A 25631-nucleotide genomic window follows, 5' to 3' on the forward strand; every position below is an offset into this window, starting at 1 on the left:
ATTAACAATCACCACTAAAAACTGTTAACTATTCTTGTGAAAATTTACACTTAAAAAGTGTAAATTTGTGGCTTGTTAAACAAAACAACACAAGAGCTACAATGATTCACTTTTTCGGAGACCAAACCAGCAAAGTTTTTGCTGTAGAAACCAAAAATAATCTTACACAAGAAGATATTTCTAAATTAATATGGCTTTTTGGCAACAATCCTAAAATAAATGCGGCGTCTCTTGACGCCTTTTTTGTTGGCCCAAGAGCAGCAATGATTACTCCTTGGAGTACCAACGCTACTGAAATTACCCAGAATATGGGTATAAAGGGCATTATAAGAATTGAAGAATTTTTTGCTTCTACAGCAGAGGCAAAAGATTTTGATCCAATGATATCTCAAAAATATACTGCTTTAACTCAAGATATTTTTACAATAGCTATTACCCCAGAAGAAGTTTTACCTATTGATGATATTGCAGCTTATAACCAACAAGAAGGCTTAGCATTAAGCAACGAAGAAATTGAATATTTAGAAAGCGTAGCTACTAAAATTGGAAGAAAATTAACAGATTCTGAAGTTTTTGGTTTTAGTCAAGTAAACTCTGAACACTGTAGACATAAAATTTTTAACGGCACATTTGTAATAGACGGACAAGAAAAACCTTCTTCTCTATTTAAGTTAATAAAGAAAACATCTCAAGAAAACCCAGGTACAATTGTATCTGCTTATAAAGATAATGTTGCTTTTATTAAAGGCCCAACGGTAACACAATTTGCTCCTAAAACAGCAGATAAACCAGATTTTTATACTGAAGAAGAATTTAATTCTGTTATATCATTAAAAGCAGAAACTCACAATTTCCCTACTACCGTAGAGCCTTTTAATGGTGCTGCTACTGGTTCTGGAGGTGAAATTAGAGACAGGTTAGCTGGCGGAAAAGGTTCTTTACCTTTAGCTGGGACTGCGGTTTATATGACATCTTACTCTAGGCTAGAAGAAAACAGGCCTTGGGAAAAAGCAATGGAAGAACGTCCTTGGTTGTACCAAACACCAATGGATATTTTAATAAAAGCATCTAACGGAGCATCAGATTTTGGAAACAAATTTGGGCAACCATTAATTACTGGTTCTGTTTTAACTTTTGAGCATCAAGAAGATGCTCGTAAACTTGGGTTTGATAAAGTTATTATGCAAGCTGGTGGTATTGGTTATGGTAAACATACCCAAGCTTTAAAAGATGAACCTAAAGATGGCAACAAAATAGTAATTCTTGGTGGAGACAATTACCGTATTGGTATGGGTGGCGCTGCTGTATCTAGTGCAGACACAGGAGAATTTGCTTCTGGCATTGAACTAAATGCAGTGCAACGTTCTAACCCAGAAATGCAAAAAAGAGCAGCAAATGCCATACGTGGTTTGGTAGAAAGTAATGAAAACCCAATAGTTTCTATACATGACCATGGTGCAGGCGGACACTTAAACTGCTTGTCTGAACTTGTTGAAGATACAGGCGGACATATAGATTTAGATAAATTACCTGTTGGCGATCCAACACTTTCTGCTAAAGAAATTATAGGTAATGAGTCACAAGAACGTATGGGACTTGTTATTGGTAAAGATGATATGGGTTTGCTAGAACGTATTGCAGAACGTGAACGTTCTCCTATGTACGAGGTTGGTGAGGTTACAAACAACCATAGATTTACTTTTGAGTCTAAAACCACAGGAGAAAAACCTATGGACTTGGCTTTGGAAGATATGTTTGGTAGTTCTCCTAAAACTATAATGACAGATACCACTGTAACTCGCAACTACCAAGATCCTAATTACTCATTAGAGTTTTTTCATGATTATTTAGAACAAGTTTTACAGTTAGAGGCTGTTGGTTCTAAAGATTGGTTAACAAATAAAGTAGACCGTTGTGTTGGTGGCCGTGTTGCTAAACAACAATGTGCAGGCCCACTACAATTGCCACTAAACAACTGTGGTGTAATGGCATTAGATTTTAAAGGTAAAGAAGGTATAGCAACCTCTATAGGGCACTCTCCTATTTCTGGTTTAATAAACCCTGCTGCAGGTAGTAAAAATAGTATTACAGAAGCATTAACTAATATTGTTTGGGCTCCTTTAAAAGATGGTTTAAAATCCGTTTCTTTATCTGCCAACTGGATGTGGCCTTGTAAAAACGAAGGTGAAGATGCCCGTTTGTATGAAGCTGTAGAAGCTGTATCTAATTTTAGTATTGCCCTAGGTATTAACGTACCAACAGGTAAAGATTCACTTTCTATGAAACAAAAATATAAAGATGAAGAAGTTATATCTCCTGGTACAGTAATTATTTCTGCTGCTGCAAATTGTAATAATATAAACCAAGTAGTAGAACCTGTTTTACAGAAAAATAGTAATGCTATTTACTATATAAATTTATCTAAAGACAGCTTTAAATTAGGTGGTTCTTCTTTTGCGCAAACACAAAATAAAATAGGAAATAGCACTCCAAATATTACCGATGCTGCTTATGTAAAAACAGTATTTAACACACTACAAGACGCTATTAAAGCTGATAAAATTAACGCAGGACATGATGTTGCCTCTGGCGGTTTAATTACAACTCTACTAGAAATGTGTTTTGCTGATGTTAATTTGGGTGCCAATTTAGACTTATCTGCTTTAGGTGAACAAGACACTATTAAATTATTATTTGCTGAAAATGCTGGTGTTGTTTTTCAGGCAGATGCAAGTGTAGAAACGTTATTTGCTAATGCTGGTGTAACTGCTATTAAAATTGGTACTGTGGTTGAAGAAGCTACGTTAACCATAAAAAATAATGGTATGGAAATGGGCTTAAACGTAACATCGTTAAGAGATACGTGGAGCAAAACGTCATACTTATTAGACAATAAACAAACGGCTAATAATTTAGCAAAAGACAGGTTTGATAATTATAAAAACCAGCCTTTACAATATACTTTCCCTGCTAATTTTACAGGTAAATTACCTGTAATAAACGGAGAAAGACCAAAAGCAGCTATTTTACGCGAAAAAGGAAGCAACTCTGAGCGTGAAATGGCAAATGCAATGTATTTAGCCGGTTTTGATGTAAAAGATGTGCATATGACCGATTTAATATCGGGACGTGAAACCTTAGAAGATATTCAGTTTTTAGGAGCCGTTGGTGGTTTCTCTAACTCAGATGTACTTGGTAGTGCAAAAGGTTGGGCTGGCGCAATCAAATACAATGAAAAAGCCAATAAAGTAATAAACGACTTCTTTAAAAGAGAAGACACTTTATCTGTTGGTATTTGTAACGGTTGCCAGTTATTTATGGAGTTAGAACTTATTAACCCTGAGCACGAGCAACACGGAAAAATGACATATAACGATTCTCATAAACACGAGAGCAACTTTACCTCTGTTAAAATTGAAGAAAACAATTCTGTAATGCTTTCTACTTTAGCGGGTACTACATTGGGCGTTTGGATTAGTCATGGCGAAGGTAAATTTAGCTTACCACAAAATAAAGAAGACTACAATATTGTTTCTACCTATGGTTATGAAGGTTACCCTGCAAATCCAAACGGTAGTGATTTTAATACTGCTATGTTGTGTGACAAAACAGGAAGACACCTAGTAACAATGCCACACATAGAGCGTTCTACGTTCCAATGGAACTGGGCAAATTACCCAACAGACCGTAAGGATGATGTTACGCCCTGGTTAGAAGCATTTACAAATGCCAGAGAGTGGATCTTAAAACAAAAAGGATAATATTTCTTTTTAAATCATAAAGTAAAATCCCGTTTCTTAGTTGAAACGGGATTTTTTATGCTAGATAAAACAACTTATCTTCACACTGCAAAACTCATTAATCCATATGAAAACTATTACCGACTTCACTTCTTCAACAGACTCAAAGGAATGGCATACCATTACAGATGCTGTCATGGGTGGTGTATCTAAAAGTAATTTTGAAATTACAACAGATAACATCGGTCTTTTTAGTGGTTACGTATCGCTAAAAAATAATGGTGGTTTTGCAATGGTTAAACATCACACTACTGCATATTGTAAAGATTTTACTACTATTTGTATTACACTAAAGGGTGATTGTAAAGCATATCAAATTAGGATAAAAGAAAACACAGCAACTAAACATTGGTTTATTGCTCCTTTTACAACAAATGGAGATTGGCAAACCATAGAAATTAAACTAAGTAATATGTATGCAATGTTTAGAGGAAATAAGATTGATATTCCTAATTTTAATGGTGATAACATTAATGAGATTGCCTTTTTAATTGGCAATAATACAGCAGAAGATTTTAAATTAGAACTCAAAAGCATTACGCTAAAATAAGTACCTTACTTTTTAATTTTTTGTTTATTTATAAGCCTTTTCAATTGTAAAAAACCATTGGTAATATTCCCTTTATTTACTACAATTGGTATTGCCAAAGTAACTAAAAGAGCAATACAGGCAGCAGAGCCTAAACCACCTCCAAAACCTGCAAAAAAACTACTCGTATTTAAATAAAGTATTGTAAATATTGCTCCAGATACACCTATTATCCAATAGCTTTTTACAAGCTTAGAGGATACCATACCTATAAAAGAAGCTCCAAAACATACCAGTGGGATATTCTGTGATAAATAACTTGTTAATACATTTGGAAACAACAAAACAAATAAAGCAGAAAAAACACCTACCAATGCAGATGCTCTAACAGCACTTTGCTTGTATTTAAATTGAAGTAAATAAGTTAGTATAGCAGATAAACTACCTACAAATATTAGTATAAAGTGTGCTATTTTCATTTTGACAATAAAAAAGTTATAAAAAAAGCCAATACTACACCACCAAAAGCCAATGTACCAAGCTTACCTCCTACTCCGTGAAAACTATCTTTAGAGCCTACTAAAAGCAAACCTGTAAATACACTTGCTAATGCTATAAAAACATAATCTGGCGCTACACTAACATTTGTCATACCCACAAACGCTCCGCAATAAACAGCGGTTGGTATGGTATTTACTACCGTATTATTTTTAATTAAATTAGGAACAAAACTAACAAGCAAACCTACTGTTGAAGCTGCCAAAACGGTAGAGAAATTAAAGGTTGTGTGCAATACATAAGTTATTATTGCTCCAAAAAAAACAAAGGCAACAGTTAAAAAATGCTCAAAAGTGTGACTTTTTGCACTTACTGGTGTCTTTTTATAAGTTACTAGCAACAAAACCAATGCTAAAATTAAAAAGCCAAAAACTAAATAATTGTTTTGCTTTTCAAAAAGAATTGCAGCCAAGAAACCTAAATGACAAAGGATAATTAAACTAAAAGTAAGCTGTTTTACACGCTTCTTAATCATACTATTAATTTTCAAGTTGCAAAAATAAATAATATAACAAGTATATAACCATTTAATACGGATAAAGAAGGATGATATTTATGTTGAAATGAATTTTGTAACTTACCTAAATAATCATCAATCTATAAATATGAAAAACGAAGAGCAAAACAGTAGCAGAAGAGCTTTTATTAAAAATGCTTCTTTATTAACAATGGGCACAAGTAGTTTATTAGCATTTCCTTTGGGTAAACCAACAACTATGGTAACGCAAGAGTCAGATATTAATATAATTGGTCCTAAAGAAGGATATAGTCCACAAATTGGGACTTTAGTTTCTATGATGACTTGGATGCGTATGGTAATATTAGCACCTGTACGCAATATGAGTGTTTCAGATTTAGACTACTTAGTAGATGAAAATGCAAATTCTATTGGCGCAATGCTTATGCACTTAGCAGCAACAGAACGTTTTTATCAAATACATACCTTTAATGATAAAACCTGGGGAGACTGGCCTAAAGAAGATAAAAAAAGATGGAGTATTGCTTCTGGTTTAGGAGATAATGCACGAAAAAAAATTAAAGGAAACGAGCTGAGTTATTATTTAGACGCATTAGATGAAGTAAGACAAAATACATTAAAAGAGTTTGCTAACAGAGATGATAAGTGGTTGTTAAAAGTTGATGAAAATTTTCCTTGGGGCCCAACAAACAACTACTGCAAATGGTTTCACGTTTGTGAACACGAGTCTAACCATAACGGACAGTTTAAGTTTATAAAAAGCAGAATACAAGCCTAAAAAACAAAAAAGCAGGATTGTAAAAATCCTGCTTTTTTTTTGCAATGGTTTGTGTAAATGGTAGTGTTATTTTTTTATCAATTTTCCGCTCCAAATAGCATTATTAGAACTAATTAACTTATATAAGTATACACCAGATGCCAAACTTGACACATTAACATCTATACTATTTTGTCCTTGTTTTGCATCACCTACAATAGTATAAGCAGGCATTAAAGTTCCGGTAATAGTATAAAATTCTAATGTATAAGTGCTTGCCATTTCTTCATAAAAATATAAAGTAGTAGCTTCCTCTACAGGGTTAGGCAGTAAAATAGATTTAGTTCTGTTTTTTTCTAAGTAAGCGTTTCTTTCTTCTGTATTGTTAAAGTCAATATCAGACAATTGCAATTCTTTTTCTTGCAAGCTACCGTCAGCAGACTTTAAGTTAAACAACAGCACTTTAAGTGAATTAAAATCTGTATTGCCTCCAAATTCATTTTTAAAATCGGCATCTTCTAACACATAGCGCTGAGCTTCACTTGTTAACTCTACTGTTGTTATATATGGCTCTCCAGAACCTTTTAATAGTTTTACCTCTAATGTTCCTGTACCAGAAGCTGTAAACGATAGCTGTTTATATTCTGACAAGTCTACGGCCAAAAACCTAGGATTAAATGCTCTGTATGTACCTATATATTCTTGTGTTGTTCCTTTTAAATGCACATTACGCTCTATTCTAAATCCGTCTCCTAAATAAGGTGCGCTATTCTGTGCTATTTCATATTTTGTAACCTCTGTAGAAGCAGTAGAACTATCTACACCCCAAGGAGCATCTGCTACAAATAAATCATCTGGTGTATCTCCTTTTTCATTTTTTAATCTAAAACCTAAATCAAATAAAGAACCAGTTTCTACAGTAACAGTATCTATATACCTATCTAATGAAGCTTGTAGTGTTACAAAGTCTGTTTCACTAGTTTCTGTACGTTTTAAACCACCTTCTAAAGTCATTTGTTTAGATACGTTTGTGTTTACAACCGTCATCTCTACAGTACCTTTGGTATATTTTGCAGATCTAACAAAAACTGGTGGTGGCGCAGATCCTTTATACCCTTCTATTGCGGCATTAGCTTCTAATAAAGATAAAATTTCTTCTGCCATAACAACCAAATCATCTACAGAATTAGACCATATTTGAAAATTGTAAAACATACTTTCTTTTTCATAGGCATCAATATTCCAATGAGACTCTATTGTAAAACTATTATTTAAGTTAACTTTTGCAGAGAAAGACAAAGCAAATTCCTTGCTGCCATCTGCCTGCTTAATTATAGATTTTATAAAGTTATTATCTCTAATATTTAAGTTTGATACAGAAAGTAACTCTGCTCCTAAAAAACGATCACAAATAAACTTACTATGCTCATAAACAGTATTGTCTGTTTTAATAACCATTAAAGCTCCAATAGTTTGGTCTCCTTTTAAATAATCTACAGAAAAAATATCACTAGCATTAGTTAGCTCTAATAAATCTGCCGGAGAAGATTCTATTGTACTAGTTTCTCCTAAAACATTTAATGGTACAAGAGCAGACAATGGTATATTATCACTAGTATATTTTCCGCTTAATTTATAACCTTTGTCTTTGGTAATTTGTTTTGCTATTGTTTTATCAAAAATATAATTGTTTTTAGCTCTATTGTAATTTCTGTTGGTAATAAGGTTTGCTAGTCTATCATTACTCTCTAAACCTCCATCATTACCACCAGATGTAGTTGTAATTACCGGACATAAGCTAATACCAGAACAAGAAGGGTCATCACAATCTACAAGTCCGTCTCCATCATCATCAATTCCATTAATACAATCTTCTTGTGGCACAGGAGCTGTAGGGCAACGCGCCCCATCATTAGAAGAACTTGCTGGACCAAAAGCAAAAATATTAGACACCATTACATTGGCTACAATTGTATGAACTGCGTTAATTTTATAAACAGAACCTGTTTGGTTTGCAGAAATATATAGGTTACCATCTACATCAAAATAAACAGCACCATATGTATAATTAAAACCTGCTAATACAGGCACTTCACCTAAATCTTCTACAACACCTGTTTCTGCTGTAATTCTATACAATCTATTTGTACCTTTACTAACTGCATATAATTTACCATCTACAGCATTAAAAGCCCAATCATGAATACTAATGCTTTTATCTAATGTATAAGACCCTATGTACTCTAAATAATTGTTAGATTCAGGATTTAAGTCTATTGCATAATAAGTAGAAGAGCCGGCTCTTAAGTAATAAATACCATCTAAATTAATATCTCCTACATACTTATTACCATTATTTGGTAATTCTGCAATGGTATGTACTGTAGGCGTAAAATCTTTACCTATTTGTACTATAGATATTTGCGGTGTAGACAAATATCCCCAAATATAACCATCTGCAGAGTTGTATGCTGCTGCATTTATATTTCCTGGCACAACATCTGCCGCTACTAAATAAGAGCTTCCTGATGCTAAATCTAGCGCATAAATATCATTTGTTTGAAATAAGTATGCATTATAATCGCACTCAAAAGGTTCAGACTGTGCAGTTGTATTTAAAGCACAACAAACAACTATAAGTAGTAAAAAGTAGGTTCTTAATGGTAAAAATTTAGTCATAATTAATGATTTGGGGCGTTAATTAATTACAACAAAAATGCTGCTTTGGTTCTTATTTTATTAGTAAGATAAGATTAAAGGCTTTTATAGTGCGATAAAATGCAGTTAACTGTAGACAAACGGTAATCTGCATTAAAAACCTTAAAAAATAGGCACTTAACTAAAAATTATAACATTTAATTAAAGATTTTAGATAAATGATTTTTGTATTTTAGATAAATGATTTGGCAAAATTTGTTGTAAAGTGGCTGTTAAAGAAAACAATTGTTCATTTAATTGCAATTTTAACAAAATGTTAACTTGTTATATTTTAGCATTTTACTAATTCAGACTAAGAAAATAATAGAATTTATAGTGTTTTTTTACGAATCTAATTTTAAAATAAGCATTCCTTTTCTTAATTTGCAACTCTGATACAATCAATTCTTATGCAAGAAGTAACTAGATTATTTGATTTTCCTTACTATCAATTAAAAAAATACAACCTACAACAATCATTAGCTACAAAATATGATGACAAGTGGGAATATATGTCTACCCAAGAGTATGTAGACAAAGCAAATACAATGAGTAGAGCACTGTTAAGGTTAGGTGTTTCTAAAAATGATAAAATTGCTGTAATATCCTCTACCAACAGAATGGAATGGAATGTTATGGACATTGGAATTCTTCAACTTGGTGCACAAAACGTACCTGTTTACCCAACAATTTCTGAAGAAGATTATGCATATGTACTGAATCATTCTGAAGCTAAATATTGCTTTATTTCATGTACAGATGTTTTTGAGAAAATAAAAAAAATAAAAGATCAAGTACCTTCACTTATAGAAATTTATTCTTTTGACAGTTTAGAAGGATGTAAAAATTGGTCTGAAGTATTAGATCTTGGTATAGACGAGTCTAACCAAGCAGAAGTAGAAAAATTAAAAGATGACGTTAAGCCAACAGACTTAGCTACATTGATATATACTTCTGGTACAACAGGAAGACCAAAAGGTGTTATGCTATCGCACAACAACCTTGTTAGTAATGCTCTAGAAAGCTTTAAGAGAATACCTATAGAACTGGGTAAATCTAGAGCTCTTAGTTTTTTACCATTATGCCACGTATATGAGCGTATGTTAATTTACCTATACCAATATTGTGGTGCAGCCATACATTATGCTCCTATAGATCAAATTAGTGAGTATGCACAAGAAGTACAACCACAAGTAATGACGGCTGTACCCAGATTATTAGAAAAAGTATACGATAAAATTATTGCCAAAGGAACAGCTTTAACTGGCATAAAAAAGAAACTATTCTTTTGGGCTGTAGAGGTAGGTTTAGAGTATAAACCTTACCAACAAAATGGCTGGTGGTATGAGAAAAAATTAGGTTTAGCACGTAAATTAATTTTTAGCAAATGGAAAGCTGCCTTAGGTGGCCAAGTTGCTGTTATGGCTTCTGGTAGTGCTGCACTACAACCAAGACTTGCACGTGTATTTAACGCAGCTGGGTTTGGCGTTATGGAAGGTTATGGACTAACAGAAACATCTCCTGTAATATCTGTAAACGATATGCGTAATGGCGGATTTAGAATTGGTACCGTAGGTAAGCCATTAGAACGTACAGAAGTTAAAATAGCAGAAGACGGAGAAATTTGTATTAAAGGCCCACAAGTTATGATGGGGTATTACAAAGATGAAGCTAAAACTTCTGAAGTACTTATAGACGGCTATTTTCATACTGGCGATATAGGAGAAATAGATGCAGATGGATTCTTAAAAATTACAGATCGTAAAAAAGAAATGTTTAAAACATCTGGTGGTAAATATGTAGCCCCACAATTATTAGAAAACAGATGTAAACAATCAAGATTTATAGATCAAGTAATGGTAATTGGCGAAGGTGAAAAAATGCCTGCTGCTTTTATTCAGCCAGATTTTGATTTTGTAAAAGAATGGGCTAAACGTTACAACATTACAATAACTAGTAATGAAGACTTGGTTACAAATGAAAAAGTAATAGCACGTTTTCAAGAAGAAGTTGATGCTGCCAACGAAAACTTTGCCAAATGGGAAAAAATTAAACAATTTAGACTTACTCCAGATATTTGGAGTATTGAAGGCGGCCACGTTACTCCTACCCTAAAATTGCGTAGAAAAATAATTAAAGAGAAATACAAAGCTCTTTACAACGATATTTACGGATACTAACTTTTATTTAGCTGCTAAGCCATAAAACCTTAGCAGCTAAACATCTACAAAACACATTACCATACATATACTTAATGTTAAGTATATATTAAGCTCGTATTTTTTTATAAATTTATTATGCATGCATAATAAATTTTACTATATTTGGTAACCTATTCAAATTACAAATGAAAGAGATTACCATAGATTATGCTTTAAGAGAAACTTGGCTATCAGTAGCTAAGATGTATAATGAAGAAGCTAAAAACCATAATAATACAATGGCTATGGCTTTTACACTATTAAGCATAGACCCAAAAACAGGTACCGCATCTACTGCACTTGGTCCTAAAATGGGTATGGAAGCCACTAGTTTGTCTAGAATACTAAAAAGCTTAGAAGCAAAAGAATTTATAGTACGTAAGCCTAACCCTAATGATGGTAGAGGTGTTATTATACATTTAACAGAACTTGGTTTAGAAAAAAGAACTTTATCTAAAGAAACCGTTTTTCAATTTAACAGCGCAGTTAAAGCTAATATACCTGAAGAAAAATTAAAACATTTTTTTGAGGTAACAGAAACAATTAATTCGCTTATAGCTAAAAAAGAAATTTTTAAATAATATAACTAATTAATAGGTCTAAATAAAAATGAACAAACACATTAAAAAAATAGCCATTATTGGCTCTGGTATTATGGGTAGTGGCATTGCCTGTCACTTTGCAAATATTGGTGTAGAAGTGCTATTGTTAGACATTGTTCCTAGAGAACTAAACGACAAAGAAAAAGCAAAAGGCTTAACACTAGAAGATAAAGTGGTAAGGAACAGATTGGTAAACGATGCTTTAACTGCATCTTTAAAATCTAAACCTTCTCCTATCTACAGTCAAAAATTTGCAAGCAGAATAACAACTGGTAATTTAGAAGATGATATTGCCAAGGTTGCAGACGTAGACTGGATTATGGAAGTTGTTGTTGAAAGATTAGACATTAAACAACAAGTTTTTGAAAAACTTGAAAAATACAGAACACCAGGAACGCTAATTACATCTAACACATCTGGTATTCCTATTAAATTTATGAGTGAAGGACGCTCTGAAGATTTTCAGAAAAACTTCTGCGGTACTCACTTTTTTAACCCTGCACGTTACTTAAACTTATTTGAAATTATTCCTGGACCAAAAACTGATGCTGCGGTATTAGAATTTTTAAATGGTTATGGAGAAAAGTTTTTAGGTAAAACATCTGTAGTTGCTAAAGACACACCTGCTTTTATTGGTAACCGTATTGGAATTTTTAGCATACAAAGTTTATTTCATGCAGTTAAAGATTTAGATTTAACTATTGAAGAAGTAGATAAATTATCTGGACCAGTTATTGGTCGTCCTAAATCTGCAACTTTTAGGACCGTAGATGTTGTTGGGTTAGATACCTTAGTACACGTTGCAAATGGTATTAGAGAAAATTGTCCTAATGATGAGCGTTTAGAGCTTTTTAAATTGCCAGACTTCATTAATACAATGATGGAGAATAAATGGTTAGGAAGTAAAACCGGACAAGGATTTTATAAAAAAACTGTTTCTGCAGAGGGTAAAAAAGAAATTTTATCTCTGGATTTAAATACATTAGAATACAGATCTGCTAAAAAAGCAAAATTTGCAACTTTAGAACTTACTAAAACAGTAGATAAAGTTGTAGACAGATTTAAAATACTAGTAAAAGGAAAAGATAAAGCTGGTGAATTTTACAGAAAAAGCTTCACTGCTTTATTTGCATATGTATCTAACCGTATTCCAGAAATTACAGATGAATTGTATAAGATTGATGATGCAATGAAAGCTGGTTTTGGATGGGAACATGGTCCTTTTCAAATTTGGGATGCAATTGGTGTAGAAAAAGGAATTGAATTAATGAAAGCAGAAGGTTTAGAGCCAGCTGCTTGGGTTAATGAAATGATTACTTCTGGTAGCACATCATTCTACTCTGTAAAAGATGGTGCTTCATATTTTTATGACATTCCATCTAAAACACAAACTAAAATTCCTGGTCAGGATGCGTTTATCATTCTAGACAACATCAGAAAAACATCTGAAGTATTTAAAAACTCTGGTGTAGTTGTTGAAGATTTAGGAGACGGTATACTTAATGTTGAGTTCCAATCTAAAATGAACACTATTGGTGGTGATGTTTTAGCAGGTTTAAATAAAGCTATTGATTTAGCCGAAAAAGATTTTGCTGGATTAGTAGTAGGTAACCAAGCTGCAAACTTCTCTGTAGGTGCTAACATAGGTATGATATTTATGATGGCTGCAGAACAGGAGTATGATGAGCTTAATATGGCTATTAAATATTTCCAAGATACTATGATGCGTATGCGCTATTCTGCAATACCAACTATTTCTGCTCCTCACGGTATGGCTTTAGGTGGTGGTTGTGAGTTATCATTACACGCAGATAAAGTAGTTGCTGCTGCAGAAACTTACATGGGACTTGTAGAGTTTGGTGTTGGTGTTATACCTGGTGGTGGTGGCTCTAAAGAAATGGCTTTAAGGGCATCTGACCTTTTTAGTAAAGGAGATGTACAGTTAAATGTATTGCAAGAGCATTTCTTAACTATTGGTATGGCAAAAGTATCTACTTCTGCTTATGAAGCTTTTGATACTAACCTATTGCAAAAAGGAAAAGATATAGTTGTAGTAAACAAAGCACGCCAAATAGCAGTTGCTAAACAACACGCTAAACTAATGGCAGATATGGGTTACACACAACCTGTAAAACGTAAAGATGTAAAAGTACTTGGTAAACAAGCATTAGGTATGTTCCTTGTTGGTACAGATTCTATGGAAGATAGTAATTACATTAGTGAACATGACCATAAAATTGCAAATAAACTAGCTTATGTAATGGCCGGTGGAGATTTATCTGAGCCTACCTTAGTAAGTGAGCAGTATTTATTGGATTTAGAACGTGAAGCATTCTTAAGTTTATGTACAGAACGTAAAACGTTAGAAAGAATTCAGCATATGTTAACTAAAGGTAAACCACTTAGAAATTAGAACCAAGAACGTAGATGCAAATTTTCAGGTAAATTAACCTAATTTTTGACTCTTATTTCTATTAATTTTAAAGAAAAAAATGAAAACAGCATATATAGTAAAAGCATACAGAACCGCAGTTGGTAAAGCTCCAAAAGGCGTGTTCCGTTTTAAAAGAACAGATGAATTAGCTGCAGAAACCATTAAACATATGATGAGTGAACTGCCTAGTTTAGATCCAAAGCGTATTGATGATGTAATTGTTGGTAACGCAATGCCAGAAGGTTCTCAAGGATTAAATATGGCACGTTTAATCTCTTTAATGGGGTTAGATATTGTAGATGTTCCTGGAGTTACAGTAAACCGTTTTTGCTCTTCTGGTATAGAAACAATTGGTATGGCTACTGCAAAAATACAAGCCGGTATGGCAGATTGTATTATTGCGGGTGGTGCAGAAAGTATGAGTAGTGTTCCAATGACAGGTTTTAAACCAGAATTAAATTATGACATAGTTAAGGCTGGCCATGAAGATTATTACTGGGGAATGGGAAATACTGCAGAGGCTGTTGCAAAGCAGTTTAAAGTTTCTCGTGAAGACCAAGATGAATTTGCTTACAACTCTCATATGAAAGCGTTAAAAGCACAAGCAGAAGATCGTTTTCAAGACCAAATAGTGCCAATAGACGTAGAACAAACTTATGTTGATGCTAATGGTAAAAAAGCAACAAAAAAGTATACCGTAACTAAAGATGAAGGTCCACGTAAAGGAACCAGTAAAGAGGCCCTAGCTAAATTACGTGCAGTATTTGCTGCTGGTGGTAGCGTTACTGCGGGTAACTCGTCTCAAATGAGTGATGGTGCTGCTTTTGTAATGGTAATGAGTGAGGATATGGTTAAGGAATTAAACTTAGAGCCAATTGCTCGTTTAGTAAACTATGCAGCTGCAGGTGTAGAGCCTCGTATTATGGGTATTGGTCCAGTTAAAGCCATTCCAAAAGCGTTAAAGCAAGCTGGTTTAAAACAAGAAGATTTAGGTTTAATAGAGTTAAATGAGGCTTTTGCTTCTCAATCATTAGCTGTAATTAGAGAATTAGATCTTAATCCTGATATTATAAACGTAAATGGTGGAGCAATTGCATTGGGTCACCCATTAGGTTGTACAGGAGCAAAACTTTCTGTTCAACTTTTTGATGAAATGCGTAAACGTGATATGAAAGGTAAATATGGAGCTGTTACAATGTGCGTAGGTACAGGACAAGGAGCTTGCGGAATATTTGAGTTTCTTAATTAAGAAATTCAAATAAATTAAATATCAGAAGAAAATAAACAAATACAAAAATGATTTCAAGTTTCAAATCCAGACTTAAGCTGTCTTGATTCTTGGTTCTAGAAATCTTAAAATCTAATAAAAAACAAATGGCAGATACAGAAAAAGATATCCTACGTGGAGGTCAATTCTTAGTAAAAGAAACAAATTGCGAAGACGTTTTTACTCCTGAAGATTTTTCAGAAGAACAAACAATGATGAAAGAAGCGGTAGCTGAATTCAACGAACGTGAAATTATAGCACACAAAGCTAGATTTGAAGCTAAAGATTATGCATTAACAGAAGAAGTTATGCGTAAAGCTGGTGAATTAGGATTTTTAGGTGTTGCTGTACCAGAAGCTTATAATGGATTAGGAATGGGCTTTGTTTCTACAGTATTAACGTGTGATTATATCTCTAGTGGTACAGGGTCTTTTAGTACTGCTTTTGGTGCACATACTGGTATTGGTACAATGCCAATTACTTTATATGGTACCGAAGAACAAAAACAAAAATACGTTCCTAAATTAGCTACTGGTGAGTGGTTTGGTGCTTATTGTTTAACAGAGCCAGGTGCTGGTTCTGATGCTAATTCTGGTAAAACAACTGCTGTTTTATCTGAAGACGGAAAATCATACAAAATTAACGGTCAAAAAATGTGGATTTCAAATGCAGGTTTCTGTAGTTTGATGATTGTTTTTGCACGTATAGAAGATGATAAAAATATTACTGGTTTTATTGTTGAATATGATCCAGAAAACGCTAACGGTATTACATTAGGTGAAGAAGAACACAAACTAGGTATTAGAGCTTCTTCTACAAGACAAGTTTTCTTTAATGATACTGTTGTTCCTGCAGAAAATATGCTTGCAGGACGTGGCGAAGGTTTTAAAATTGCTATGAATGCATTAAACGTTGGACGTATTAAATTAGCTGCTGCTTGTTTAGATTCTCAACGTAGAATTGTAACAACTGGCGTACAATATGCTAACGAGCGTAAACAATTTAAAACTCCTATTTCAGATTTTGGGGCTATTAAGGTTAAAATTGCTGAGATGGCTACAAATGCATATGCTGGTGAGTCTGCAACATACAGAGCTTCTAAAAACATAGAAGACCGTATTGCAATGCGTGAAGCTGCCGGTAACACACACCAAGAAGCAGAACTTAAAGGTGTAGAAGAATACGCTATAGAATGCTCTATCTTAAAAGTAGCAGTATCTGAAGACGTACAAAATTGTGCAGATGAAGGTATTCAAATATTTGGTGGTATGGGATTCTCTGAAGAAACACCTATGGAAGCTGCCTGGAGAGATGCACGTATAGCACGTATTTACGAAGGTACTAACGAAATTAACCGTATGCTTTCTGTAGGTATGTTGGTTAAAAAAGCTATGAAAGGTCATGTAGATTTATTAGGACCTGCTAGTGAAGTTCAAAAAGAACTAATGGGTATTCCTTCTTTTGAAACTCCAGATTACTCTGAGTTGTTCTCAGAAGAAAAGGAAATGATTAAGAAATTAAAGAAAACGTTCTTGATGGTTGCTGGTGGTGCAGTACAAAAATACGGGCCACAATTAGAAGATCACCAACAGTTGTTAATTGCAGCTGCAGATATTTTAATTGAAATTTATATGGCAGAATCTACTATTTTAAGAACTGAGAAAAATGCTAAACGTTTTGGAGAAGAATCTCAGAAAACACAAATAGCAATGTCTAAGTTATACTTATACAATGCTGTAGATATTATAGAGAAAAAGGGTAAAGAAAGTATTATTTCTTTTGCTGAAGGTGATGAACAACGTATGATGTTAATGGGACTTAAACGTTTTACGAAATATCAAAACTACCCAGACATAGTTGATTTACGTAATGAAATTGCTGAAAAAGTAAAGGCAGAAAACAAATATTGTTTTTAACATATAAAAACGTATATTTACAATAGTTATAACCTACAAAAATGGAAGTTATAACAAAAGATTGACTAATTCAAATTGAAGCTTACAAGGCAGAGATTTAACAAAACCATCAGTTTTACTGATGGTTTTTTATTTTTAAAAGAACTAATTTTACATCACATATTTTAACTGCAGAATATTGAAAAAATTAGTTGAAGCATATAGTCCAGAAGACTTTAGAAAAAGAGGTCATGATCTAATTAATGAATTAGCAGACCATTTTGAAAACACCCTACAAAATAAGAACAACAAAACCATACATTGGAACCAGCCAAAGGATGAACACCTTTTCTGGAAAGACTATTTAGAAAACGGTAATGAGGAAAACTTATTTAGCACCATTATTAGTCACTCTATACATGTACATAACCCTAAATATATTGGGCATCAAGTAACACCAACTTTACCAATTACGGCTTTAAGTGCCTTAGTAAGTGCCTCATTAAACAACGGTATGGCTGTTTATGAAATGGGTGTTGCTGCTTCTGCTATAGAACGTATAGTAACAGATTATATTTGCAAGAAAGCAGGTTATACACAAGCCGCAAATGGCATATTAACTTCTGGTGGTACGTTAGCTAATTTAACTGCACTCCTTACAGCACGCAAAGCAAAAGCAACAACAAATATTTGGGCAGATGGCAGTACAAACTCACTTGGTATAATGGTGAGTGAAGAAGCCCATTATTGCGTAGACAGAGCCGCTAGAATAATGGGATTAGGTGATGCAGGAATTATAAAAATACCTTCTACCAAAAATTTTAATATGAATATTACTTTGCTTGAAGAATATTATCAAAAAGCAAAAGACAAAGGCATAGAAGTTTTTGCTATTATAGGTAGTGCGCCATCTACATCTACAGGAATTTATGATGATTTAGAGGCTATTGCAACATTTAGCAAACAAAAAAATATATGGTTTCATGTTGATGGTGCACACGGTGGTGCTGCAATATTTTCTAAAACCCACAAACATACTGTAAAAGGCATAGAAAAAGCAGATTCTATTGTTATAGATGGACACAAAATGATGATGATGCCAGCTTTAACTACTGCCCTACTCTTTAAAGATGGCAACACATCACACGCTACTTTTAGTCAAAAAGCAGATTATTTATTAGAAGAATCTAAAGAAGAAGATTGGTACAATATTGCCAAACGCACGTTTGAGTGTACCAAAACAATGGCTAGCATACATTGGTATACTATTTTAAAAACTTATGGAGAAGAAATTTTTGATGAATATGTAACTACGCTTTACAACTTAGGGCTTCAATTTGCAGAAATGGTTATTGCTAATCCAAATTTTGAAATTGCAGTGCAACCAGCATCAAACATTGTTTGTTTTAGGTATGTTAACTCTAATTTATCAGAAAAAGAAACAAACTCTTTAAATGAAAAAATTCGTCAATCTATATTAGAAAAAGGAGAATTTTATATTGTACAAACAAAACTAAGAGGCATACACTACTTACGTGTTACTATTATGAATCCTTTTACAACAAAAACGCATTTGCAACAATTACTAGAACGTGTATTAGAAGAAATTAACTAAAACAAAACCCTTATCTTTTTTGTAGATAAGGGTTTTGTTTTTAATGTAAATATAAGAGTTATTCTCGCATAGATTCCAGCACTTTTTCATCGCTCTCTTTAGCAGAAAAATTAAGTGCACATTCTATTAATGCTAAATGAGAATATGCCTGAGGGAAATTACCTAATAGTCGTTTTGTTTTAAAATCTACATCTTCACTAAACAACCCTAAATGATTGCTATAGCCTAGCAACCTATCAAAATACATACGTGCTTTTTCTTCTTCACCTATTTTAAATAAACTATTAATAAACCAAAAAGTACAAATAGTAAATGATGATGATGGCAACCCAAAATCATCTTCATTTTTATACCTATACAACAAGCCATCATTACATAAGTTGTTTTCTATAGCTTTAACCGTTGCAACAAACTTAGGATGCTTGGCGTGTATAAAACCGTAAGATTCCATTAATAAAACAGATGCATCTAAATACGTAGACCCATAAGATTGTGTAAAGGCATTAACTTCATCATTCCAAGCGTTTTCTAAAATATCTTTTTTAATTGCTTGCTCTAACCTTGTCCATTTTTCAATCTTGTGAGATTTGTTAAAAATACGAGCTACTTTAATGGCTCTATCAATTGCAACCCAACATAAAACTTTTGAAAAAGTAAAATGACGATCTTCTGCTCTAAACTCCCAAATACCCTTATCTGCCTCTTTCCAGTGTTTATCTACTATCCAAACAATACCCTTTGTTATTCCCCACAAATCTTCTCCGTTTTCCAAATCGGTAGAAAATTTTACAAGCTGCTCATAAATAACATCCATAAGAATGCCATAAATATCATTCTGCTTTTGCTTATATGCAGCATTACCAACACGTACTGGTTTAGATCCTTTATAACCATCTAGGTGCTCTAATGTTTCTTCAGTAAGTTCTTTTTCGCCATTAATACCATACATAATTTGCAATTTTTCATCCTTATCTGGTATAAGGTTTATTATAAATTGCAAGTACCTTTTGGCTACGTTTTTATGTCCTAGTTCAGACATTACTTTTATAACCATAGAAGCATCTCTAATCCAACAAAAACGATAATCCCAATTTCTTACCTCGCCAATAGTTTCTGGTAAAGAGGTAGTTGCTGCTGCTAAAACAGCTCCAGTTTTATCGTAAGTTAATAGTTTTAAAGTAATTGAACTTCTATTTATTTCTGTATTATACAAATGATACTTTGGTATTTTTCCGCTCCAATTTAACCAGTATACTTTAGTACGCTGTTGTTCTAAATATACTTTTTTAACACTTGGTGAAAATATTTTTTCGTTGTAGCCAAATAAAAAATAACCGTCTTCTGTAAGTTCAATTTCATTACCACTTACTACACGTTCTTTATTAAAAGATGTATATAAAAACACAGTATCAAATTTTTCTCCGTGTGTTAAACTGGTAATAAAATCTTTTTTTATGTATGTTTTTGTATCACTAGATGCATACTCTAACTTTGGGTTATACAACACTTTAAAAGTTGGCTTACCAGACACATACCTTAGGTAACGTATAATTTCTGGCGGAGAGTAATATGAGCTATCTTCTAGCTTATACCTTGGCATAAAATCTCTTACTTCAAAAATATCATTTCCGTTAGTATATGTAGTAACTAATATTGCTGTTTGTGATATATAATTTTGCGTAATTTTATAGTCGCTATTCGTTAGGATTTCAAAACTACCGCCTTTATTTTCATCTAAAATTTTAGCAAAAACTGAAGAAGAATCAAACGCAGGCAAACAGCTCCACTCTATTGCACCATTCTTAGATATTAAGGCTGCACTTCTACAATTTCCTATAATTCCGTAGTCTAAATTATCCATATAATAAATTAGGGTTAAACATTTCTAATTAGTAGGTTTTATTACCAATTTTATCGAAATTTATACAAAAAACAATTAAATTCTACCAAAAAAGAGCGATTTATGAGTAAAACTATCATTATCTCAAATAGACTACCAGTACAATTAGAAATTCATAATAATGAAATAAAAACAACACCTAGTGTTGGCGGATTGGCAACAGGTATGAAATCTGTACACTCTGGAAGCAATGATTTATGGATAGGATGGAGCGGTTTAACTGATGAAAACATACCTAAAAACTTAGAAGAAAAAATTGATACAACTTTAAAAGATCATGGCTGTGCTAAAGTAAAACTAAACGCTGAAGAAGTAGACGGCTTTTATTTTGGATTTAGTAACAGAACCATTTGGCCTTTATTTCATTATTTTTTAGAGTACTCTGAGTTTGAGCTTAACAATTGGGAAATATACAAAGCAGTAAACCAAAAGTTTGCTGACGCAATTATAGCTAAAGCTGATGACGATGATATTATTTGGGTACATGATTACCAATTAATGCTTGTACCACAAATGGTTAAGGATAAAAAGCCAGACATATCTATTGGTTTCTTTTTACACATTCCTTTTCCGTCTTATGAAATTTTTAGAACACTACCTTGGCGTGAAGAAATTTTACGCGGATTAATGGGATCAGATCTAATTGGTTTTCATACGTATGACTATGAGAGACATTTTTTAAGTTCTGTTAGACGTTTGCTTGGCTTAGACGTAAGTTTTAATGAAGTACATATAGAAAACCGTATTGTTAAGGTAGATTCTTTTCCTATGGGAATAGACTATAAAAAGTTTAGTGAAGCTGGTAAAGCAAACTCACTAAACATTACTGAAAATCAGTCCGATTTTCAACAACGATTAAACGCCCACAAAGAATCTACTAAAGATGCCAAGCTAATATTATCTATAGATAGGTTAGATTATACCAAAGGTATTGCAAAAAGACTAAACGCTTTTGAGTATTTTTTAAACAAACATCCTGAGTATAAAGAAAAGGTAAGACTTATAATTTTAGCTGTTCCATCTAGATCTAACGTACCACAATACCAACTTTTAAAAAAGGAGGTTGATGAATTGGTTGGTAGAATTAATGGAGAATTTTCTACAGTAAACTGGACACCAATTTGGTATTTCTACAGGTCTATGCCTTTTGAAAACTTAATAGACTTATATACTTCATGTGATATTGCTTGGTTAACTCCAATACGTGATGGAATGAACCTTGTTGCTAAAGAATATATTGCCACTAGAACAGATAAAACAGGAGTGCTAATTTTAAGCGAAATGGCTGGTTCTGCTAATGAAATGAATGAATCTTTACTAATTAACCCTAATAATTTTGAACAAACAGTTGCTGCATTACAACAAGCAATTAATATGCCTGTAGAAGAACAGCAAGAGCGTAATGATATTTTACAAAAAAGATTAGAACGTTATAATGTTGAAAAATGGGCAAATGATTTTATAAATTCATTAAAGGAACAAAAGGAAAATAGCATCTCATACGTGTCTAAAAAATTAGGCACGGAACTTTCTGTAGTTGTTGAAGAAAAATATAAAAAAGCGCAAAAAAGACTTCTTTTTATAGATTATGATGGCACCTTGGCCGCTTTTAAAAACGACCCCCAAAAGGCTAGTCCGGATGAAGAGTTATATACATTATTAGACAATATAGCATCACAACCAAATACAGATATGTATTTAATTAGTGGTAGAGACAAAGAAACTTTTACCAAATGGTTTTTACATAAAAAATATAATATGATTGTAGAGCATGGTGTTTGGATTTCTCAAGAAGGAGAAGAATTTAGGATGCTAGAGAATGTAAAAAAAGAATGGATGCAGAAAATTCATCCTGTTTTAGAATCTTTTGTAGACCGTACACCTGGTAGTTTTATTGAAGAAAAAAACTATTCTTTAGCTTGGCACTACAGAAAAACAGATCCAGACTTTGGAAACAAAAGAGCAACAGAATTAAATACAGTGCTAACCAGTTTAATTGCAAATGATGATTTAAGTGTTTTAAACGGTAATAAAGTAATGGAAATTAAAAGTAGTAACGTAAACAAAGGTCGTGCTGCGATGCGTGTGTATAATGATGATACTTACGACTTTGTTTTTGCTATTGGTGATGATTGGACAGATGAGTTTATGTTTCAAGAACTACCAGAAAGTGCCATTACTATAAAAGTAGGACACCAAAAAACACAAGCAAAATACTATTTAGATGGTACTACAGATGTACGCAAACTATTAAAACGTTTTATAGATTAATATTTAGGGTTTAGGTTTAGTATTTTTGTACGACCAACCTAAAACTTAAAATTAATAGCTTGACAAGGAAAAAATTAATCCTGCCTTTACTAATAGCATCTCAATTTGCCTGTACATCATTATGGTTTGCTGGTAATGCTATTGTAGATGATTTAGCTTTAAAAACTGGTTTAGGAGCTAGTATAATTGGTTATGTACTGTCTTCTGTACAACTAGGGTTTATTTTAGGCACTTTAGTTTTTGCCTTGTTAATGATTGCAGACCGGTTTTCACCATCAAAAGTCTTTGCTATATGTGCACTTTTTGCTGCCCTTTGTAACTTTAGCTTGTTAGCAGAGGTTATAACAAAGTGGCATATATTAGCTGCACGTTTTGGTACTGGCTTTTTTTTAGCTGGCATTTACCCTGTTGGTATGAAAATAGCTGCAGACTATTATAAAAACGGACTAGGTAAAGCTTTAGGCTTCTTAGTTGGTGCCTTAGTACTTGGTACTGCTTTTCCTTTTTTAATTAGCGGATTAAATTGGGGAGGCAATTACCAAACCATACTTACAGCAACATCTATTTTAGCGCTATTAGGAGGGACAATAGTTGTTTTGTTGGTACCTAATGGCCCTTATAGAAAACGTAGTGCCAAACTACAAATTAAAGCAGGCTTAGGTTTATTTAAAAACACTGCTTTTTATAAATCTGCAGCTGGCTACTTTGGTCATATGTGGGAATTGTATGCCTTTTGGGCTTTTACGCCTTTAGCATTAAAAACAATTAATAATATACAAAACACCACCTATTCCGTTCCTATATTTACTTTTGTGGTTATAGCTTTAGGAGCTGTATCCTGTGCTATTGGCGGTACATTATCTAAAAAATATGGCAGTTCTAAAATTGCAATTACAGCATTATTAATCTCTGGTTTGTTTTGCTTTTTATCCCCTTTGTTATTCAACCTACCTATACTATTCTTTTTTGTTGGTTGGTGTGTTTGGGGAATGGCAGTTACAGCAGATTCTCCTCAGTTTTCTAGCCTGGTAGCACAATCTGCGCCAGCAGAACTAAAAGGTACAGCATTAACAGTTGTAAACTCTATAGGTTTTGCAATTAGTATTTTAAGTATTCAGCTTTTATCATACCTAAGCACTAAAATTAATGTATCACTAATTTTCTTATTTTTAGGAATTGGACCTGCAATTGGTTTGTATACTCTTTTATCAAAAAAAATAAAAACTAACACTCATAATAACTAACTAAAATGGCTTTAAAAAAATTACTACTACTCCTTTGTATATTTAGCGCAATGGCAATTAGCGCACAAACAAATTCTAAAATTTATGATATTATTAATGCAGTATCTAAAGAACGCATTAAAAATGATATTACTACACTAGCAAACTTTGGCACACGTAACACCTTTAGTGATACGGTTTCTAACACCAGAGGTATTGGAGCAGCAAGAAGGTGGATAAAATCTGAATTTGACAAAATGTCTACCGAATGCAACAATTGTTTAAATGTATTTTATCAGAAAGATTTTGTGACAAAAAAAGGAAACAGTAGAGTACCACATGATGCGTGGGTTGTTAATGTTGTTGCCATACAAAAAGGCACAAAATACCCCAACAGGTATATAATTATGAGTGGTGATATAGACTCACGTGCTAGTGATACTATGGATTTTACTACAGATGCTCCCGGTGCAAATGACAATGCTAGCGGTATGGCTGGCACAATGGAAGCTGCACGTGTTTTATCAAAATATAAATTTGAAAACAGTATTATTTACGTAGGTCTTTCCGGTGAAGAACAAGGCTTGTTTGGTGGTGCAGGATTAGCTAAATATGCTAAAGATAAAAATTGGGAAATTATTGGTATTCTTAACAATGATATGATTGGGAATATTAAAGGTGTAGACGGTGTAATTAGTAATAGAGATTTTAGAATTTTTTCTGAACCAGTACCTGCTAACGAAACAGAAAGACAACGCAAGGCAAGACGTTTTTATGGTGGTGAAGTAGATGGTATATCACGTCAATTGGCACGTTACATTCATAAAAATGTAAAAACATATATGCCAGAAATGAACCCAATGATGATTTACAGGTTAGATAGGTTTGGTAGAGGTGGTCATCACAGGCCTTTTAACGACCTTGGTTTTCCTGGTATACGTATAATGGAAGCTCATGAAAACTATACGCAACAACACCAAGACATTAGAACAGAAAATGGTATTGCTTATGGTGATGTTGTAGAACACGTTAACTTTGGTTACGCTAAAAAACTAACAGCTGTAAATGCCATAACTATGGCAAATTTAGCATGGGCGCCACCTTCTCCAAAAACAGTTAAAATTGGTGGTATTGTAGAGGCTTCTGCTAAATTAAAATGGTCTCCTGTAGACGGTGCTGTTGGGTATAAAATATATTGGAGAGACACCACCTCTCCTACTTGGGATAATAGCAAATATGTTGGTAATGTTACAGAGCAAACTTTAGACGGTATTGTAATAGACAATTCATTTTTTGGCGTTGCAGCTGTTGGTAAAGATGGCTTTGAGAGTGTTGTTGTTTTTCCTAATGAAATAATGAGATAACATTAACTTATTTTTAAAATTATAGGTAAAGTTAAACCCC

At 33.2% G+C, this 25631-nt stretch carries 16 protein-coding genes; 12 read left to right on the forward strand and 4 right to left on the reverse strand.

The features are described from left to right. Positions 1–101 precede the first annotated feature (101 nt). On the forward strand, positions 102–3761 hold the full coding sequence (gene purL, locus JM80_RS14130) for a phosphoribosylformylglycinamidine synthase (RefSeq protein ID WP_038507526.1): 3660 nt from the start codon (positions 102–104) through the stop codon (positions 3759–3761). Positions 3762–3867: 106 nt separating this feature from the next. Next, positions 3868–4350: a CIA30 family protein gene (locus JM80_RS14135; protein WP_144710682.1), complete on the forward strand. Its 483-nt coding sequence runs from the start codon at positions 3868–3870 to the stop codon at positions 4348–4350. A gap of 5 nt (positions 4351–4355) precedes the next feature. On the opposite strand, the gene JM80_RS14140 is transcribed toward JM80_RS14135, so the two are convergent. Beyond that, positions 4356–4808, reverse strand: coding sequence for a hypothetical protein (locus tag JM80_RS14140; RefSeq protein WP_089118936.1), 453 nt, complete (start codon positions 4806–4808; stop codon positions 4356–4358). Next, entirely contained in the window at positions 4805–5362 is a 558-nt protein-coding gene (locus tag JM80_RS14145) for a hypothetical protein (protein WP_075695443.1), read from the reverse strand. The genes JM80_RS14140 and JM80_RS14145 overlap by 4 nt, the downstream gene beginning before the upstream one ends. A 130-nt stretch (positions 5363–5492) precedes the next feature. On the opposite strand from JM80_RS14145, the gene JM80_RS14150 reads away from it, so the two are divergent. Further along, positions 5493–6143, forward strand: a complete 651-nt coding sequence (locus tag JM80_RS14150; protein ID WP_034644383.1) for a DinB family protein — start codon at positions 5493–5495, stop codon at positions 6141–6143. 66 nt (positions 6144–6209) lie between these two features. On the opposite strand, the gene JM80_RS14155 is transcribed toward JM80_RS14150, so the two are convergent. Further along, positions 6210–8801, reverse strand: a complete 2592-nt coding sequence (locus JM80_RS14155; RefSeq protein ID WP_144710684.1) for a T9SS type A sorting domain-containing protein — start codon at positions 8799–8801, stop codon at positions 6210–6212. A 428-nt stretch (positions 8802–9229) separates the two neighbouring features. Here JM80_RS14155 and JM80_RS14160 point away from each other — a divergent pair, with 428 nt between their 5' ends. The 6 genes from JM80_RS14160 (at position 9230) to JM80_RS14185 (ending at position 18833) form a co-directional block, all read left to right on the forward strand. Beyond that, positions 9230–10999, forward strand: a complete 1770-nt coding sequence (locus tag JM80_RS14160) for a long-chain fatty acid--CoA ligase (RefSeq protein WP_034644386.1) — start codon at positions 9230–9232, stop codon at positions 10997–10999. A gap of 167 nt (positions 11000–11166) precedes the next feature. Beyond that, a complete protein-coding gene (locus JM80_RS14165) occupies positions 11167–11601 on the forward strand; it encodes a MarR family winged helix-turn-helix transcriptional regulator (RefSeq protein WP_144710686.1) in 435 nt (144 codons plus the stop codon). A gap of 28 nt (positions 11602–11629) precedes the next feature. Further along, on the forward strand, positions 11630–14035 hold the full coding sequence (locus JM80_RS14170; protein WP_089118939.1) for a 3-hydroxyacyl-CoA dehydrogenase/enoyl-CoA hydratase family protein: 2406 nt from the start codon (positions 11630–11632) through the stop codon (positions 14033–14035). A 79-nt stretch (positions 14036–14114) separates the two neighbouring features. After that, entirely contained in the window at positions 14115–15305 is a 1191-nt protein-coding gene (locus tag JM80_RS14175; RefSeq protein ID WP_013622104.1) for an acetyl-CoA C-acyltransferase, read from the forward strand. Between the two features lie 125 nt (positions 15306–15430). Then, positions 15431–17239, forward strand: coding sequence for an acyl-CoA dehydrogenase family protein (locus tag JM80_RS14180; protein ID WP_013622103.1), 1809 nt, complete (start codon positions 15431–15433; stop codon positions 17237–17239). 178 nt (positions 17240–17417) lie between these two features. Continuing rightward, positions 17418–18833 carry an aminotransferase class I/II-fold pyridoxal phosphate-dependent enzyme gene (locus JM80_RS14185; protein ID WP_144710688.1) on the forward strand — a complete coding sequence of 472 codons (1416 nt, stop codon included), beginning with the start codon at positions 17418–17420 and terminating at the stop codon, positions 18831–18833. A gap of 58 nt (positions 18834–18891) precedes the next feature. On the opposite strand, the gene JM80_RS14190 is transcribed toward JM80_RS14185, so the two are convergent. Next, on the reverse strand, positions 18892–20694 hold the full coding sequence (locus JM80_RS14190) for a glycoside hydrolase family 15 protein (protein WP_075695439.1): 1803 nt from the start codon (positions 20692–20694) through the stop codon (positions 18892–18894). A 102-nt stretch (positions 20695–20796) separates the two neighbouring features. Between JM80_RS14190 and JM80_RS14195 the strand changes: the two genes are divergently transcribed. Genes JM80_RS14195 through JM80_RS14205 form a run of 3 tightly spaced genes read left to right on the forward strand, consistent with a single transcriptional unit; the run spans position 20797 to position 25591 of the window. Next, the gene (locus JM80_RS14195; protein ID WP_144710690.1) at positions 20797–23004 is read left to right on the forward strand and encodes a bifunctional alpha,alpha-trehalose-phosphate synthase (UDP-forming)/trehalose-phosphatase; all 2208 of its coding nucleotides are present in this window, start codon (positions 20797–20799) and stop codon (positions 23002–23004) included. A gap of 59 nt (positions 23005–23063) precedes the next feature. Then, positions 23064–24248 (forward strand): nitrate/nitrite transporter, encoded by a 1185-nt coding sequence (locus JM80_RS14200; RefSeq protein ID WP_144710692.1) that lies wholly within the window; start codon positions 23064–23066, stop codon positions 24246–24248. A 5-nt stretch (positions 24249–24253) separates the two neighbouring features. Continuing rightward, entirely contained in the window at positions 24254–25591 is a 1338-nt protein-coding gene (locus JM80_RS14205; RefSeq protein WP_013622098.1) for a M28 family peptidase, read from the forward strand. Positions 25592–25631 lie beyond the last annotated feature (40 nt).

The organism is Cellulophaga sp. RHA_52 (assembly GCF_007827205.1).
GTDB classification, from domain to species: Bacteria; Bacteroidota; Bacteroidia; order Flavobacteriales; family Flavobacteriaceae; genus Cellulophaga; species Cellulophaga lytica.

Coding starts and splice junctions, on each gene's coding strand:
- JM80_RS14140 (WP_089118936.1), bottom strand. CDS start 4,808: ATGAAAATAGCACACTTTATACTAATATTTGTAGGTAGTTTATCTGCT.
- JM80_RS14175 (WP_013622104.1), top strand. CDS start 14,115: ATGAAAACAGCATATATAGTAAAAGCATACAGAACCGCAGTTGGTAAA.
- JM80_RS14150 (WP_034644383.1), top strand. CDS start 5,493: ATGAAAAACGAAGAGCAAAACAGTAGCAGAAGAGCTTTTATTAAAAAT.
- JM80_RS14155 (WP_144710684.1), bottom strand. CDS start 8,801: ATGACTAAATTTTTACCATTAAGAACCTACTTTTTACTACTTATAGTT.
- JM80_RS14180 (WP_013622103.1), top strand. CDS start 15,431: ATGGCAGATACAGAAAAAGATATCCTACGTGGAGGTCAATTCTTAGTA.
- JM80_RS14170 (WP_089118939.1), top strand. CDS start 11,630: ATGAACAAACACATTAAAAAAATAGCCATTATTGGCTCTGGTATTATG.
- JM80_RS14190 (WP_075695439.1), bottom strand. CDS start 20,694: ATGGATAATTTAGACTACGGAATTATAGGAAATTGTAGAAGTGCAGCC.
- JM80_RS14135 (WP_144710682.1), top strand. CDS start 3,868: ATGAAAACTATTACCGACTTCACTTCTTCAACAGACTCAAAGGAATGG.
- JM80_RS14145 (WP_075695443.1), bottom strand. CDS start 5,362: ATGATTAAGAAGCGTGTAAAACAGCTTACTTTTAGTTTAATTATCCTT.
- JM80_RS14160 (WP_034644386.1), top strand. CDS start 9,230: ATGCAAGAAGTAACTAGATTATTTGATTTTCCTTACTATCAATTAAAA.
- JM80_RS14195 (WP_144710690.1), top strand. CDS start 20,797: ATGAGTAAAACTATCATTATCTCAAATAGACTACCAGTACAATTAGAA.
- JM80_RS14165 (WP_144710686.1), top strand. CDS start 11,167: ATGAAAGAGATTACCATAGATTATGCTTTAAGAGAAACTTGGCTATCA.
- JM80_RS14205 (WP_013622098.1), top strand. CDS start 24,254: ATGGCTTTAAAAAAATTACTACTACTCCTTTGTATATTTAGCGCAATG.
- purL (WP_038507526.1), top strand. CDS start 102: ATGATTCACTTTTTCGGAGACCAAACCAGCAAAGTTTTTGCTGTAGAA.